15 protein-coding genes are annotated in these 15,837 nt (G+C 42.1%); 3 read left to right on the forward strand and 12 right to left on the reverse strand.

Features of this window, described 5'->3' with window-relative positions; translation table 11 throughout:
* Entirely contained in the window at window positions 1–561 is a 561-nt protein-coding gene (locus tag EKB01_RS06775; protein WP_109289813.1) for a LemA family protein, read from the reverse strand.
* 93 nt (window positions 562–654) lie between these two features.
* Here EKB01_RS06775 and rsmG point away from each other — a divergent pair, with 93 nt between their 5' ends.
* Complete coding sequence (gene rsmG, locus EKB01_RS06780) at window positions 655–1,368, forward strand: 16S rRNA (guanine(527)-N(7))-methyltransferase RsmG (RefSeq protein ID WP_167266241.1); 714 nt, start codon at window positions 655–657, stop codon at window positions 1,366–1,368.
* Between the two features lie 289 nt (window positions 1,369–1,657).
* Window positions 1,658–2,941 (forward strand): solute carrier family 23 protein, encoded by a 1,284-nt coding sequence (locus EKB01_RS06785; protein WP_000808282.1) that lies wholly within the window; start codon window positions 1,658–1,660, stop codon window positions 2,939–2,941.
* 44 nt (window positions 2,942–2,985) lie between these two features.
* Here the strand turns inward: EKB01_RS06785 and EKB01_RS06790 are convergent, their stop codons facing one another.
* From EKB01_RS06790 to EKB01_RS06830, 9 genes are all read right to left on the reverse strand, one after another.
* On the reverse strand, window positions 2,986–3,891 hold the full coding sequence (locus tag EKB01_RS06790; protein WP_109289811.1) for a DMT family transporter: 906 nt from the start codon (window positions 3,889–3,891) through the stop codon (window positions 2,986–2,988).
* 8 nt (window positions 3,892–3,899) lie between these two features.
* Window positions 3,900–4,835: a serine hydrolase domain-containing protein gene (locus EKB01_RS06795; RefSeq protein ID WP_109289810.1), complete on the reverse strand. Its 936-nt coding sequence runs from the start codon at window positions 4,833–4,835 to the stop codon at window positions 3,900–3,902.
* Window positions 4,832–5,557: a CppA N-terminal domain-containing protein gene (locus EKB01_RS06800; protein ID WP_109289809.1), complete on the reverse strand. Its 726-nt coding sequence runs from the start codon at window positions 5,555–5,557 to the stop codon at window positions 4,832–4,834. Before EKB01_RS06800 ends, EKB01_RS06795 begins: the two co-directional genes overlap by 4 nt.
* Before the next feature lie 109 nt (window positions 5,558–5,666).
* Window positions 5,667–6,536: an aquaglyceroporin Gla gene (gla, locus tag EKB01_RS06805; protein WP_057488548.1), complete on the reverse strand. Its 870-nt coding sequence runs from the start codon at window positions 6,534–6,536 to the stop codon at window positions 5,667–5,669.
* A gap of 157 nt (window positions 6,537–6,693) precedes the next feature.
* A complete protein-coding gene (locus EKB01_RS06810) occupies window positions 6,694–7,860 on the reverse strand; it encodes an ATP-grasp domain-containing protein (RefSeq protein WP_061588085.1) in 1,167 nt (388 codons plus the stop codon).
* Window positions 7,861–7,872: 12 nt separating this feature from the next.
* Window positions 7,873–8,613 (reverse strand): esterase family protein, encoded by a 741-nt coding sequence (locus EKB01_RS06815; protein WP_096422444.1) that lies wholly within the window; start codon window positions 8,611–8,613, stop codon window positions 7,873–7,875.
* A gap of 20 nt (window positions 8,614–8,633) precedes the next feature.
* On the reverse strand, window positions 8,634–9,458 hold the full coding sequence (locus EKB01_RS06820; RefSeq protein ID WP_167266243.1) for an alpha/beta hydrolase: 825 nt from the start codon (window positions 9,456–9,458) through the stop codon (window positions 8,634–8,636).
* Window positions 9,459–9,594: 136 nt separating this feature from the next.
* Window positions 9,595–10,809 carry a tRNA uracil 4-sulfurtransferase ThiI gene (gene thiI / locus EKB01_RS06825; protein WP_167266246.1) on the reverse strand — a complete coding sequence of 405 codons (1,215 nt, stop codon included), beginning with the start codon at window positions 10,807–10,809 and terminating at the stop codon, window positions 9,595–9,597.
* 8 nt (window positions 10,810–10,817) lie between these two features.
* Window positions 10,818–11,960, reverse strand: a complete 1,143-nt coding sequence (locus EKB01_RS06830; protein WP_061588081.1) for a cysteine desulfurase family protein — start codon at window positions 11,958–11,960, stop codon at window positions 10,818–10,820.
* A 137-nt stretch (window positions 11,961–12,097) separates the two neighbouring features.
* Here EKB01_RS06830 and EKB01_RS06835 point away from each other — a divergent pair, with 137 nt between their 5' ends.
* On the forward strand, window positions 12,098–12,523 hold the full coding sequence (locus EKB01_RS06835; protein ID WP_061588080.1) for a DUF6556 family protein: 426 nt from the start codon (window positions 12,098–12,100) through the stop codon (window positions 12,521–12,523).
* A gap of 43 nt (window positions 12,524–12,566) precedes the next feature.
* Here the strand turns inward: EKB01_RS06835 and EKB01_RS06840 are convergent, their stop codons facing one another.
* A complete protein-coding gene (locus EKB01_RS06840; RefSeq protein WP_167266249.1) occupies window positions 12,567–14,873 on the reverse strand; it encodes a DNA translocase FtsK in 2,307 nt (768 codons plus the stop codon).
* Window positions 14,874–15,004: 131 nt separating this feature from the next.
* Window positions 15,005–15,793 (reverse strand): HEAT repeat domain-containing protein, encoded by a 789-nt coding sequence (locus tag EKB01_RS06845; RefSeq protein ID WP_167266253.1) that lies wholly within the window; start codon window positions 15,791–15,793, stop codon window positions 15,005–15,007.
* Between the last annotated feature and the right edge of the window lie 44 nt (window positions 15,794–15,837).

The raw sequence follows: 15,837 nt of genomic DNA on the forward strand, positions 1-15,837 counted from the left end.
TTAGTCACCTAATCCGCTAAAGTCAACTTTAGGAACTGCCTTTTCCTCTTCAGGTGTTTGAAGGAAGTCTGCAGCTTTAAAGCCAAATAGTCCTGCGATGATGTTACTTGGGAAGCTTTCAAGTTTTACATTGTAGTTGCTGACAACACTGTTGTAGAGTTGGCGTGAGTATGAAATTTTATTTTCTGTATTGGTCAACTCTTCTTGCAATTTGATAAAGTTAGCACTAGCTTTCAAGTCTGGGTAATTCTCCGCTACTGCAAAGATACCAGAAATCTGGCGAGTAAGGGCATCACTGGCCTTCATAGCTTCTGCTGGTGAAGTTGCTGTAGATACTTGTCTACGAAGTTCTGTTACTTTTTCCAAGGTAGAACCTTCATATTTCGCATAGCCTTTGACTGTTTCAATCAAGTTTGGGAGGAGATCATTACGACGCTTCAACTGAACATCTATCTGGCTCCAAGCCTCCTTGGTCTGCATACGATTTTTAACCAAACCGTTATAACTAACAATCACAAAAATAACAATCAGAGCCAAAACTCCAAGAATAATCCAAGTCATAATCTTATTCCTTTCTGCTTTTAGATTACTACCAGTATATCAAAATTTTAATGATTGTGGTAAAATAAGATGATACTAGAGAAGGAAACTACTATGAAACCAGAAACATTTTACAGACTACTAGCTGAGCAAAATCTTCCACTTTCTGACCAGCAAAAGAACCAATTTGAACGTTATTTTGAGCTCTTGGTCGAGTGGAATGAAAAGATTAATTTGACGGCTATTACAGACAAGGAAGAAGTTTATCTCAAACATTTTTATGATTCGATTGCTCCCATCCTGCAAGGTTTGATTTCAAATGAAACTATCAAACTTCTTGATATCGGAGCGGGGGCAGGATTTCCTAGTCTACCCATGAAAATTCTCTATCCTCAGCTAGATGTGACCATCATTGATTCGCTCAATAAGCGCATCAACTTCCTTCAGCTTTTGGCTCAGGAGTTGGATTTGGATGGTGTTCACTTCTACCATGGACGCGCTGAAGACTTTGCCCAAGACAAGAACTTCCGTGCCCAGTTTGATGTGGTGACGGCTCGTGCGGTTGCCCGTATGCAGGTCTTGTCTGAGCTGACCATTCCCTATCTTAAAGTCGGAGGAAAACTATTGGCACTCAAGGCCAGCAATGCTCCTGAGGAATTGCTAGAAGCCAAGAACGCTCTCAACCTCCTCTTTAGCAAGGTAGAGAACAATCTCAGCTACGCTCTACCAAATGGAGATCCGCGCTACATCACTGTGGTTGAAAAGAAAAAGGAAACCCCAAACAAATATCCACGTAAGGCTGGCATGCCCAACAAACGCCCACTTTAAACAATTTACAAAATCAACCTCGCTCTCACATTTCTAGGCTCGGGAAAAAATGATTTACAAAATCATACCTCGCTCTCGCATTTCCGGGCTCGGGAAAAAATGATTTACAAAATCATTTTTTTCTGCTATACTATCACAAGCAAAGGTTTTTAATGTCATCCTGTGAGGTGACGAAGGCGCAGATTTATATAAATTTTTAAAAGATAGCTATTTTTTAAAAAGTCTTACTCTGAGGGCCTATTGCTGCAAAATAATGGGCTCTTTTTTGGTGCCCAAAAGTGAGGTTTTTATGAAACAGGAATCAACTGTTGACTTGTTACTAGACGTTGATCAACGTCCTTCTGCTGGTAAAGGTATTCTTCTAAGCTTCCAGCACGTATTTGCCATGTTTGGTGCAACCATTCTCGTTCCCTTAATTTTGGGAATGCCCGTATCGGTTGCTCTCTTTGCATCCGGTATTGGAACACTTATCTATATGATTTCTACTGGCTTTAAGGTTCCAGTTTACCTAGGTTCTTCATTCGCCTTTATCACAGCTATGTCTCTAGCCATGAAAGAAATGGGAGGCGATGTATCTGCTGCTCAAACTGGGGTCATCTTGACTGGTTTGGTCTATGTCCTTGTAGCAGCAAGTGTTCGTTTTGCAGGTACGAAATGGATTGACAAACTCTTGCCCCCAATCATTATCGGACCTATGATTATCGTTATCGGTCTTGGTCTTGCTGGTTCTGCTGTAACGAATGCTGGACTTGTAGCAGACGGAAACTGGAAGAACGCTCTTGTAGCCGTTGTTACGTTCTTGATTGCGGCCTTTATCAATACAAAAGGAAAAGGGTTCCTCCGTATCATTCCTTTCCTCTTTGCCATCATCGGTGGGTATATCTTCGCTATGATGCTTGGTTTGGTTGACTTTACCCCAGTCCTTCAAGCCAACTGGTTTGAAATTCCTGGTTTCTACTTGCCATTTAGCACTGGTGGTGCCTTTAAAGAGTACAACTTGTACTTCGGTCCTGAAACAATTGCTATCTTGCCAATTGCAATCGTAACAATTTCAGAACACATCGGAGACCACACTGTTTTGAGCCAAATCTGTGGCCGTCAATTCCTAAAAGAACCAGGACTTCACCGTACGCTTCTCGGTGACGGTATCGCGACATCTGTATCTGCTTTCCTCGGTGGACCAGCTAACACGACTTACGGAGAAAATACAGGGGTTATCGGGATGACTCGTATCGCTTCTGTCTCTGTTATCCGTAACGCGGCCTTCATCGCCATTGCTCTTAGCTTCCTAGGCAAGTTCACTGCCTTGATTTCAACCATTCCAAATGCTGTGCTTGGTGGCATGTCCATCCTTCTCTACGGAGTTATCGCCAGCAACGGTCTAAAAGTTTTGATTAAAGAGCGCGTTGACTTCAGTCAAATGCGTAATCTCATCATCGCAAGTGCCATGTTAGTACTTGGACTTGGTGGGGCTATCCTCAAACTTGGCCCAGTTACACTTTCAGGTACTGCTCTATCAGCCATGACAGGAATTATCTTGAACTTGATTTTGCCACACGAAAATAAAGACTAATCATCTATACACACAAAATCCACTCGATTGAGTGGATTTTTTAATTACTTACTCTTTATTTCCAACAGTAAATCTTTCAATGAAATAATGGTCACGGCTAGTAAAATCATAGCCATACCGACAAAATCAATCGCATAAAACTGTTCCTTCATAATCAGAAAGGCAAAGAAAACGGCAGAAATTGGCTCTATAGAAGCCAATAAACTAGACTTAACAGGGCCTATCAGACTAGCTCCTTTTAGGAAAGCTGTATAGGCAAAGACCGTTCCGATGATGATAATCCCAGCAAATGCAAAGAGAAAATCTAGGCTAGTCGGTATGCTGGCCTGTAAGACTCCTGTGAAAGGAATAGCCACTACACCAGAAATAACCATCCCGACACCAATCACCAAAATACTGCCCCACTTCTTAATCAAAGCAATAGGAAGGATGATATAGAGGGCATAGGTCAAGGCTGAAAAGAGGCCCCAGAACAGACCTAGGGGTGTGACAGACAACTGGTCGACTTTCCCATGCGTCGCGATCAGAAACGTTCCTCCAATTGCTAAACCAATCGAAATAATCTCAGCCAGAGTAGGCGCCACCTTGTCCTTGATACAAGTATAAATCAAGATCCCAACGGGGCATACATACTGGAGAACTGTCGCCGTTCCAGCATTGGTTTCCTGAATGGCAGAAAGATAGGCAAACTGGTTTAAGAAAAGCCCGAAAACTGCAAATAACAGCAGAGATAAAAGGCTTTTTCTGTCTTTAAAAAAAGCATAGAGTTTATCCTTTGCAGTCATATAGGATAAGGCTACCAGTGCCAAGCCTGCAATAATAAGTCGCAAATTGGTCAAGACTAGAGCAGAAATCCCGTGTGCCATCAGGTATTGGCCACTGGTTCCAGACAAGCCCCAAGCAATCCCTGCCACTACTGTATACAGAGTTCCTTTTACGATTTTTGACATGCTTCTCCCTACTCCTCTTGACGAATCATTTCCATCACTTGATTTCGATCGACTATCCACTGGGCACGCTCATCCTTCTCATACGTTCGATTGGATAAAAAGATAGCCGCCTCCTGCTTCTCTCGATTCCACATGATAAAGGTACCCGTATAGCCCGTATGGTCGAGCCAAGCTCCCTCCAGATTCCAGGCTAGAGACCGCTCCTTATCATCTAAAGGAGAAAAATTTCGGCTCAATTCTGCAGCAAAATCATCTTTCAAGTAATGTTCCAGAAAGATCTGCAAATCCTTAACAGTCGAAAACAAACCTGCACTACCAGCGTGTCTTCCTAATAGACGGGCTTTAGGATCGTGAATGATTCCGGCCTCCACTCCTCTCACTGTTGGTACAGCAACCTCAACGGGACCAAACATCGTTTCCTTCATCCCCCATGGTTTCAAAACTTGTTCTTCTATAATCTGATCCAAGTCTTGGTTAAAGATTTTTTCCAAAAGAAAGCCCAAGAGTAAAAAATGAACATCCGAGTATAGGAAGGCTGGCTGATTTCGTCTATTGAGGTGAAACATGGCTTCTCTTAATTCCTCTGCACTTAACTTGTCTCGATTGGGAATAAAGGGGTCCAAGTCTGTGGCATGGGTCAGAAGTTGCCGTATAGTGATATCAGAATAATCACACTCCGGTAAAAAATCCGTCACCGATCGATCAATATCTAATATGCCCTGCAGCCACAAGAAGATGAGAACCGTCCCCACTCCCACAACTTTACTCACACTGGCCAGATCATAGACCAAACCGCTCTCTGTTTTCAAGCCCCTTTCTGGATCACTCAATCCTAGATAAGACTCTTTCCATTCACCATCCTTATAATACGCAAAAGAGGCCCCGGGATAAATCCCTGCCTCGATTTGATTTTCTATTTTTCTTAGAATTTTTTCCAACTTCATGCTTCTTCAAACCACAATTCAATGTTATTGGTATCTTTACCAAGGAAGAATTTTTCAGACTTAGGGACAAAGTAGCCTGTCTTTTCAAATTTTTGACGAAGACTGGTTAGATCAAAATTCTTTACTAAAAATTTCAACATCGTCAGGTCCCAAGTAACATTGTTTTCAACAGCCAAATCTGGCCCTTGCCCTTTAGTAAAGGTGATTGCTGACGCTACTCCTTCAGAATCAAGTAAACTCTCTGTCCCCTCAGGCAAACGCAACTCCATAGAAACATCAAATTGGCTCACGTATTTTATACTTGTATTTGAATAAAATTCAGGAACAGTTTCCAGTGGAACCAAATTTCTTATATCATTTTCTGCATGAACAAGGATCACATCCTCTTCAGGAGAAACAATCTCAAAAGCATATCCACGGCTTCCTTTAAATAAGCGAGGAAGAGACTTCATTTGAGAAAGAAGGGCCTCGATTTCAGAAGGATCCTCAACCTTTATCAAGAGTCTAGCTAGCTTCTTAAGTCCTTCAACTCTACGAGTTCGCATGCTTGGAGCTTCTTCTAAAATCAATCTCTCCGTACCCGTCTGGTCACCTAATGAAAGAAAGGCAGACTCTTCTAGTAAGGGTTTCATTCCTAGAGTTTCAATGTAAAATGTCTCATTTAATTTTCGATTATTAACTTTCAAAGTCGGAATGATCCGAACAATCTTATTCACATCCATAAATTCCCCCAACTCTTTTATTTTAAAGGATTTTCGAATATTTTACAAGACATATCTGATTTATTTAGAAATTTTATAACAAAAAACTGGGTTTCCCCAGTTTCGTTTCTTATAGGTAAAGTAGTTTGAATACTGCTACTGCTGCAATACCCGCTGCAATTGGAGCTACAACCGGAACCCAAGCATACCACCATTTTGAATCACCCTTGTGTTGACCAAGAACCGATTTTGGAAGAACAGCGTGAAGGAGACGTGGTCCAAAGTCACGAGCTGGGTTCAAAGCAGGTCCAGTAGGTCCACCGAGTGAAGTTACCAAGGCCATTACTAGGAAACCAAGTCCTAAATGAGCTACTGAAAGACCTGCTGTTGTGTGTGGTGCTATTTGAGCTTTGATAGCTAATTCAGAAAAGTCAACTGTTTGATTAGCCTGCGTTGCCATTTGTTTCATGTATTGCATTACTTCTGCACCAAAAAAGTTTTTAGTCATACCTAGTGCTGCAAAAAAGAGAACGAACGAACCAACAAACTCGTTGATAAACCCGTTAACAGATGCTGCAAAGTGTGATTCTTTTGTTCCTTGGTCAACATTTGAAATAGTTGAGAAAGTTCCCAAGATATTATTTGGATTTTCTGTTTTCAAGTAGTAAGGACGATGAGTTGCAACAACCAAAGCTTGTCCGAAGATTGCTCCCAAAACTTGTGCGATAATGTATGGCACTACTTGAGCCCAAGGGAAAAGTCCGCTAACTGCAAGACCAAGAGTGAAAGCTGGGTTGATGTGGTTACCAGATACATTACCAAACATCAAGGCCGGAATCATAACCCCCATACCATAACCAACAGCGATAACGAGCCAGCCACTTTGGTGACCTTTCGTACCTTTAAGTTCAACGTTAGCAACTGCACCATTACCAAGAATGATCAAAATAGCAGTTCCCAAGAATTCAGTGGCATATTTAATAGCCCATGTAAAATCCATTTGATAGATTCTCCTTCAATTTTTTTAGACAATCCTTATTCTATCAATTTTTAGGCCTTTTAGCAACAGATTTTCTAAAAGAATCTCTGGAAAACGCTTTATTTAATCTATCTTTAAGAAAAGGACAAAAGAAGTCAAACTCCTTTCATCCTTTTCATTAATCTTGACGTTGACCAAAGTCTGCAATCATCTGCTCCATTTCTTGTCGACTCGGAGTTGTCATCATATACAGGTAATCTCCTTGAAGTTCCGCAAAGGCAGCTGGCATGATCTTCTTAACCTTGAACTGATGGCTGTATTTGGCAAGCAAGTCTTCTTCTGAATAAACATAGTTGACATTGGCACGACGTGAAGTTGCCAAGCAATACTGGGGCTCAAACTCTGAACTTGGAAACTCTTCTCCTGCGACAATAGCTGCATAGCCACGATAGAGGTCCAAAGAGTGAGCAAAGTTATAAACATCAATGGTAAAGCCACCTGCAGGACGGTTATTGTACTCAATGGCAATGTAGTCGTCCCCGTCACGAAAGAACTCGATATGGAAAAAGCGTTCTCTCATGCCAAATTCCTTGACAATGGCCTCCCCATACTTGCGCAGTTTGGGATCCATATCCTTAAGCACATAGTAGGAATTGTCCATCTTATAAATCATGAGATCAAGTGGTGTATGGGCGTAGTCAAAAGTCGTTGAAAAGACGATATTACCATCCTTGTCCACTAGTCCATCAAAGGTACAGATTTCGCTGGAAGTGACAAATTTCTCAAAGAAATAAACGGTTGAATGGTCCCATTCTTCCTTGAAGTGATTTACATCGTCTTCTGTCTCAAGCTTAAAGGTTGCTGCCGCTCCCACTCCATTATCCGGTTTGGCAATCATTGGTAGGCCAATCGTCTCGACTGCTTGGTCTACATCTGCTTCTGTCTGGATAACAGTGCCAGGTACAACAGGTACACCTGCCTTTTGGAAGAGTTTCTTCATTTCAGACTTAAACTTGGTTTTTTTAAGGTCTTCGGGTTTGGCACCAAAGACATTGAATTGTTCTCGTAGGGCTGCGTCTAGTTCAAGCCAGTATTCATTGTGCGACTCGATACGGTCGATAGGACCATGCTTGTAGAAAAGAAAGGCAACAGCACGCTTGACTTCGTCTATGTTCTCAAGATTATCTACACGGAAATACTCGGTTAGGCTATTGCGCAAAGGTTCATCTAGTTGTTCGTAAGGCTCCTGACCAATCCCCAAGACTGTAATGCCTTTATTAGCTAGCTCGATGGTAAACTGTTGAAAGTTTTGCGGATAGTAGGGAGAAATAACAAGGTAATTCATAGGCAACTCCTTTTATAGATACAGGTGTCCAAGAAAATAGGGCATTTGTTTACGCCACCATTCCCAGTCGTGGGCGACATCGTGCCCCCATTCAGCAAACCAGGCTGGAATTTGTTTCTGGTCAAAGGCTTCTTTGAGCTTGTAGAAGGATGGCAGACCGTCTTGTTCCCAGGCACCAAGGCCCGTACAAACGACAATCTCCGCCTGACGATAACGATCGATAAACCAGCCGTCGTTTTGATTCCAGATATAATCTACTGGCGAGTTTTGGTAAATAGCATCATCATTGTAGTAATCGCCAACGAAGAAACGTGCATCATAAACACCACTGAGGGCAATCACCTTGGTAAAGACATCTGGATGCTGGAGAAAGAAATTGAGTGCATGGTAGGCCCCCATTGAGCAACCTGTTGTCATCATACCGTCAAACCAACCTGTCTTATGCTTTATAAAAGGAATCGCCTCCTCAATCACATAACGCTCATAGGCACGGTGCATTTCAGCTTGGTCATGACTATTTTTCCAAGTGGCCAACCAGCTCTCACTGTCAACACTGGATAGGGTAAAGAACTGAACACGACCTTCTTCGATAAAGGAAGAACAGGCATCAATCATGCCAAAATCATAGTATTCATTGTGACTACCACCAGATGAAGCAAAAACAACAACTGGAATCCCAGCATGTCCATAACGGTTTAGGTACATTTCACGGTTGAGATTGCCACTCCAGTGGCTAAGGTTTTCAATATGCATTGGCTTTCTCCTTTCCTAACTTACCATTTCTCTGCAAAAAATCGGAGACAGTCTGGTAAATTTTCCGACCAAGGGATTTCACTATGGATGGCACCAGACTGAACTTTCAAGACAAGATTATCCAAGTGTACTCCACCTGCAATCAAATCATGGTAGTAGCGAAGCGACGAGTCGATATAGGCTTGCTTGATATTGCCAGCCATCAGGGTCTTGTCCGTATCGTCTGCTTCTTCTGTTCCCACATAGATGAAAATGCGCTGTTCAGGCGTCAATTTCTTACGCTCGATATAGCGGTTAAAAGCTTCTTGGTGAAGCCAGTTGGCAGATGAGAAGACACCTAGACAACCAATTCGGTCTTGGTACTCTAGTCCGATAAACTGGGTAATATTGCCTCCTAGAGACGAACCAATCATAGCCGTGTGCTGGCGATCAGCTTTGGTACGATAGGTTTCATCGATAAAAGGCTTGACCACCTCCATGACAAACTCGGCATACTCCACACCCTTACCGCCAAACTGCTGCCCTGGAATAGGAGATTCTTGAAACTTCCAAGCTGCGTACTCATTCATCCGTCCCATACCATCATTATCAATAGCAACGACAATCATGCGACTGATGTCAGGATTTCGCTTAATGGCTGGAATAATTTTCCAAGAGTGTCCGATATAAGACTCCTTGCTGTAAAAGACATTTTGCCCATCATGAAAGTAAACTACAGGATAAAAACGGTCTGTGTCCTTCTCGTAGTCCTTAGGCAGAAGAACACGCACACGACGCTCCTTTCCTGTATAAGGAACCTTGAGTTTGTGTTCTTTCATTTTTAAGTAAAAGTAGGAATGATTCATTGTCAGAAAACTCTCTATATTCAAAATTTTATCTCATTATACCATAAAAAATAGAAAAAAAGTCAGTAAATGTCCATTTTAAGGATAAATAACTAACTTTTTCATTTGTTTTTCTGAATTCTTCTGGATTTTCTGATTAGAGGAGATTGTCAATTAAGTTATCGACTTCATCTTTTTCAGCTTGAGGTGTAATCTCAGTAATCATGATACCAGCCACTGCTCGCTCAACCAAACCTTCAACATCCATGCGTGCTTCATACTGCTCTGCATTCTTAATTTTAGGATTGGTCTTAGGACGATCAGGTGCAAAAATGGTACAGCAGTCCTCAAACGGTTGGATAGAAATTTCAAAAGTATCAATTTCCTGAGCGATGTCAATGATTTCCAACTTGTCCATAGTAACCACAGGGCGGATGATAGGAGTGTTGGTCACAGCGTTGATAGCCTGCATACTTTCAAGAGTTTGGCTAGCTACTTGACCGAGACTTTCCCCATTGATGATAACTAAACCATTTCGTACCTCACGAATACGGTCGGTAATGCGCATCATAAAACGACGGGTCAAAGTCATGAGGTAGGCTTCTGGCGCCTTGGCTTTGATTTCCTCTTGAATCTCAGTGAAAGGCACTTCGATAAATTGGATATTGCCGCCAAACTTGGTTAATTTACGAGTCAAATCTTGGGCTTTTTTGAGAGCACCTGGACTAGTGTAAGGTGGACTGGCAAAGTGAACGGCCTCAATATCTACTCCACGTTTAAGGGCTAGATAACCTGCTACAGGCGAGTCAATCCCTCCTGACAACATGAGCATCCCCTTACCAGAAGTCCCTACAGGCAAGCCACCTGCTCCACGAATAGTTTCATAAGAAAGATAAGCTGCTTCCTCACGAATCTCCACCTGAAGATTGATATCAGGATTTTTCATTTGAGCTTGGACATTTGGAATTGCCTCAAATACAGCTCCACCAAGTGTTTGGTTGAGTTCACGACTATCGAGCTCAAAGTTGTGATCGCTACGCTTACTAGAAATCTTAAAGGTCATGCCTTCCTTGTAGATATCTGTCATAATCTCTTGGACAGAAGACTTCAGAACTTCTACAGATTTTTCAACCTTATATACTGGAGAAAAATTTTGAATCCCGAAGACTTGTTTAAGAGATTCTGCAACTGCTGTGTAGTCGGCTCCATTGAGGTAAACGTGGGCACGGTCGCGATCAGCAGTTACCTTAACTTGGGGATAGATGGACAAAACGCCCGAAATATTATTGCGAAGTTTATTGATGAAACGCATACGGTTTTTGCCCTTAGTTGACAACTCTCCGTAGCGAATCATAATTTCTGAATACTGCATGAATGCTCCTATCTTACTTTTCTAGTTTGATTGTAAATTAATTTTAGCTTGGTCAAAAACTGCTCAACCTGACTCATATCATTTTCAAGGTCTAGGCTAAGACGCACAGCTGACTGGGCCTTATCTTTGTCCACTCCCATGGCAATCAAGGTTCCCGCAGGTTTTCCAGCCTTGGATGAACAAGCAGAGGTTGTGGAGATGAAAATATCATAGTCTTCAAAGGCGTGAACAATGACTTCACCACGAACACCCTTGATTCCAAAAGTCAGGATATGAGGGGCAAAGTCTTCCTCATCTGAAAAGACAAAAATATCTGGATAGTCCAAAAGCGCTTGGCGAATGACTGATTTCATCTGCCCTGCCTTATTAGTAAAGATATCTAACTTTTCCATAGACAAACGGAGGGCCTTGGCTGTCGCTGCAATCCCTGCTACATTTTCAGTTGTCGAACGATAATCACGCTCTTGACCACCACCTGTCAAAAGAGGCGTAATTTTCTTACCAGACTTGATATAGACAAAGCCAACACCTCGGACACCATGAAATTTATGACTTGAGAAGGTCGCAAAATCTACACGATCTGTCAGATATTTTTCAGTCGGAATCTTAGCGAGTGCCTGAACTGCATCAACGTGGAAGGAAATAGTTGGCTTGTCTGCCAACAGTTCTGAGATGGCCTCAATAGGTTGAATAGATCCAATTTCGTTGTTTACTGCCATAATGGAGACGAGGGTCGTATCAGGTCGTATCAAAGCTCCTAGAGCCTCAACATCCACAAACCCTTTCTCATCAACTGGAGCAAAATCCACCTCAAAACCCTGACTTTTCAGCCAGAGGGCTGACTCCTTGACTGCTGGATGTTCAATGGCTGATACGATGATGTGCTTGCCAAATTGGGCTTTTTCAAGGGCCACACCTTTGATGACCCAGTTATCCCCTTCTGTTCCTCCAGAAGTAAAGAAGATTTCATCACTCTTCTTGCCAATCAAATCTGCAATTTGCTGCCGGGAAGCATCTAAAATTCGTGTCGCCTGGTCTCCCAAATGATGGAGGCTAGAAGGATTTCCTACAATTTTCGAAGCGACCTGCGTATAGGTTTCAAGTGCTTCAGGATAAGGCTTGGTCGTTGCCGAATTATCAAAGTAGATCATGTTTTCTCACGCTTTCTAAAATCACTTCTTCTATTGTATCATGAAACAAAGCTTGCGACAAGAAAGGGCAAGTCCTCTTTTTTTAAGATTTTTTTAAAGAAATGAGGTATAATAAATCATAATTAAAGGAGAGTATCATGTCTAACTATCATAGAACTTCAAAACCAAAAACAGAACACATCAAAAAGGGATTTACTGTCTTTCAAAAAACGATTGCTACCATCGGTAGTATCCTTGGCCTAATCACCGCTACTATCACTATCATGAACGCCATGGATAATAGCAAAAACAATAAAAAAGAACCGACGACAACCCAAACAACTGTTGTCAAGGAAATTCAAAAAGAAGCCCCTCAGGAGAATACTACTCCTAACAAGGACAACACTTCCACTAAAGAAAATACCTCGCAGGAAGAAACTCCTCAATCCAATAAAAAGGAAGAGAAAAAAGAAGAGAAGAAAACAACAACTCAGGATTCTTCTACACCTTCCTCAACAAAAGAAACAACTGATAGTGGAAACTCGTCCAAAACGACTAGTTCCGAAAACAAAAGCAATCAATAACTACTAAAATAGCTTCCTTCCAGCTTTGGAAAGAAGCTATTTTTTATTGTTGCAATACTTTTCGTGGTTTGGTTCCCTCAGCTGGACCGATGACACCTGCCATTTCGAGTTCTTCCATAAGGCGGGTCGCACGGTTAAATCCAACCGACAAACGACGCTGAATCATAGAGGCACTGGCTTTCTGCGTCTCGATAACCAGAGCCTTAGCTTCTTCAAAGAGCGGATCGCCACCAGCTTCACCATCTGAAAATTCACCGTCATTTTCAGAAACCTCACCTGGATCAAAACTCTCATCGTAGTCCGCATCCGCCTGAGCCTTGATGAAGTTTACGATGCGTTCAACATCATCATCCGAGATAAAGGATCCTTGCAGACGGACTGGGTGATTTTCATCGATTGGTTTAAAGAGCATGTCTCCTCGACCGAGCAATTTTTCAGCTCCATTTTCATCCAAGATGGTTCGTGAATCTGTACCTGATGAAACTGCAAAAGCTACACGAGATGGGACATTGGCCTTGATGAGACCAGAGATAACATCAACTGATGGACGTTGCGTTGCGAGAATCATGTGAATCCCTGCGGCACGTGCCTTCTGTCCGAGACGAATAATGGCATCTTCCACTTCCTTGCTGGCCACCATCATGAGGTCTGCTAACTCGTCTACAATGACAACAATCAAAGGAAGCGGTACTTGTTTGTACTCAGACTGGCTATTAAATTCCTCGACCTTGGCATTGTAACCAGCGATATTTCGCACACCAACCTTAGCAAAGAGTTCATAACGGTTTTCCATCTCATCCACAACCTTTTGCAGGGCCTTGCTGGCCTTGCGTGGATTGGTCACAACTGGAATCAAGAGGTGAGGAATGTCATTGTAAACCGATAACTCAACCATCTTTGGATCCACCATCATAAACTTGACCTGGTCTGGTCTTGCTTTCATGAGAATGCTGGCAATAATACCGTTAACTGCGACGGACTTCCCTGATCCCGTTGAACCTGCAACAAGTAAGTGGGGCATCTTGGAAAGATCAAAGGTGCGAGCAGTTCCATTGACAGCCTTACCTAGAGGTATTTCAAGGAGATTTTCTGGTTTTGTTTGAGACTGTTCCCAGAGTTCACGGAAGGAAACGGTCGCAATCTCAGAGTTGGGCACTTCAATTCCAACTAAGGATTTACCAGGGATTGGAGCCTCTATCCGAACATCCTTAGCTGCTAGAGCTAGCGCTAAGTCGTCTGCCAGATTGGAAATGCGGTTAACCCGTACACCGACTGCTGGTTTGACTTCATACTTGGTAACTGATGGTCCAATTTCAGCCCGTTCTACTGTCACCTTGATACCAAAGCTAGCAAAGGTTTCTTCTAGGATTTTGATATTTTCTCGAACAATCTTCTTTTCCTTGGATTGATCTTTGGGTTTATCTGGCGCAAAGAGTTGCAAGCTTGGCAGTTTGTATTCAAGAGCTTCTTTGGCAGAAAAATCAACCTGTACCTCTTCATCCTCAAAATCTTCTTCCGCATCTGGAACTTCAAATTCAGCTTGAGGGAGGATAATCTCCGGTTCACTCCATTCTTTTTCAGGAATTTGTGGAAGATCATAGTCTGGAACTTCTGATAAGATTTCTCCCGTTTCAGGATCTACAGGAGGAAGCGGTAGTGCATCCTGTTCTTCTTGTTCTCTCTTGATTCTGGCAGCTTCTTCAGCTTCTTGACGAGCCTTCTCTTCTTCTCTCTTGATGAAGCGTTCCTGTTTTCTCTGTTCCTGTTTTTCCATGAAGGATCTGAACTGAGCTCCAATAAAGGCTGCAACATCATAAATAGACCAAGGACTGACCAAGAGAGCCCCAACTAGAATCAAAAGAACTCCAATAAAGTACGATCCGATATTGGAGAAAAGAAAGGATATGGGGATATAAAGTCCAACACCTAGCAGACCTCCACCAGCAAAGCTAGTCACCCGAATACCAGTCAGATCCGTCATAACTTGAGCCAAGGTCCCTTTTAGAACTGACTGCTCCAAACCAAACTTCCAGACAAGATAGGCCTCAAAAATCAAGAGCAAGCCAGCGAAGATACAGAGAAATCCTGACAGAAGTCCCTCTTGCTTGCGGATCCATTTAAATAGAAAAAGATAGATGAGGAGGGCACCTATAGCCACATAAGCTAAACTTCCGACTAACAGTCGAATGAGATTATAAAGGGTGATACCCGCAGCACCAAGCTTGAAAGCTGCAATAATCAACAATAAGGCAATTCCTAAGGAAATCAACATCCTCTGGATAGCCTGTTTTCTTTCGAGTTCTGCTTTAGACGGTCTCCGTCTTGTTTTACTTGTATTTTTGTTTGCCATGCTTCTATTATACCATATTTCAGAAACATCTAGAGAAATCAAAAAAATGACTGCATCTACTAGACACAATCATCTTTCGTTGATATTTCTGAATTTTCTATTCTATATGATTTTTCAACAACCTTGTCTCACTACTTCTTCAAAAATCTAATTGCTGATTTTCTTGCCTTCTCAATCTTCTCGATTTCCAACTTCTCTACAGCAGATGTAGGAATCCATTTTTTCCCAAATAAAACTTGAGCTGCTTCTATCATCAGAGCACAAGCCCGAAAGTCCTTTTCTTCTGGAATCGCCTCTCGAAACAAATCCTTCGTTTTCTCCATCAAGACTTCTTTTTCAACTTGATGAAAAGATAATTGCATCAAACTACTGGCAGACCAGGCACGACAAAGTGCATCTGGGTCAGTCAAGAGATGTTGCCCTAAGATTTCTATCTCACTTATTGAACCAATCCAACCTAGGGCAATGATTAGCTTTCTACGATTCGAAGCTTCTGAACTAGGTAAAAGAGAGATTAGAACAGGAAGTACTTGCTTGCAAGAAGATGCATAAAAATCTCTATGTCTTACTTTGAAAAGAATTTTCGCTAGAAAATAAACAATCAAAATGCGTTGACTCTCATCTTCCTCTTGATTGAGAGTTTCCAAAAGATAGTCTATTCCCTCCTGCCCATGCTGGTCAAAACTTGCTTCAAAATTTAGGTCAGTTCCTTCCTCCCAATCGTTGCAAATGAGTTCAAAATGAAAGGCAATTTCTGGGCTCCTACCTAAATCAGCTATAAAATGAATTCGTTTAGAATCAGGAAAATCTTCCTCCACCAAGCTGGCATAGGTTCCTTGTAACGCTTCTTTTGTAAGACTTTTGCGACCGAACTGTTCCTTTTCTAGTTTGTCGATTCCTTCTTTTCTAGAATCACTCATGACACTTATCTCCTCTAAGATATTTGTAGAACTTCAGCATTCTA

The sequence above is a fragment of the Streptococcus sp. CCUG 71758 genome, from assembly GCF_011714815.1.
GTDB lineage: Bacteria > Bacillota > Bacilli > Lactobacillales > Streptococcaceae > Streptococcus > Streptococcus halitosis.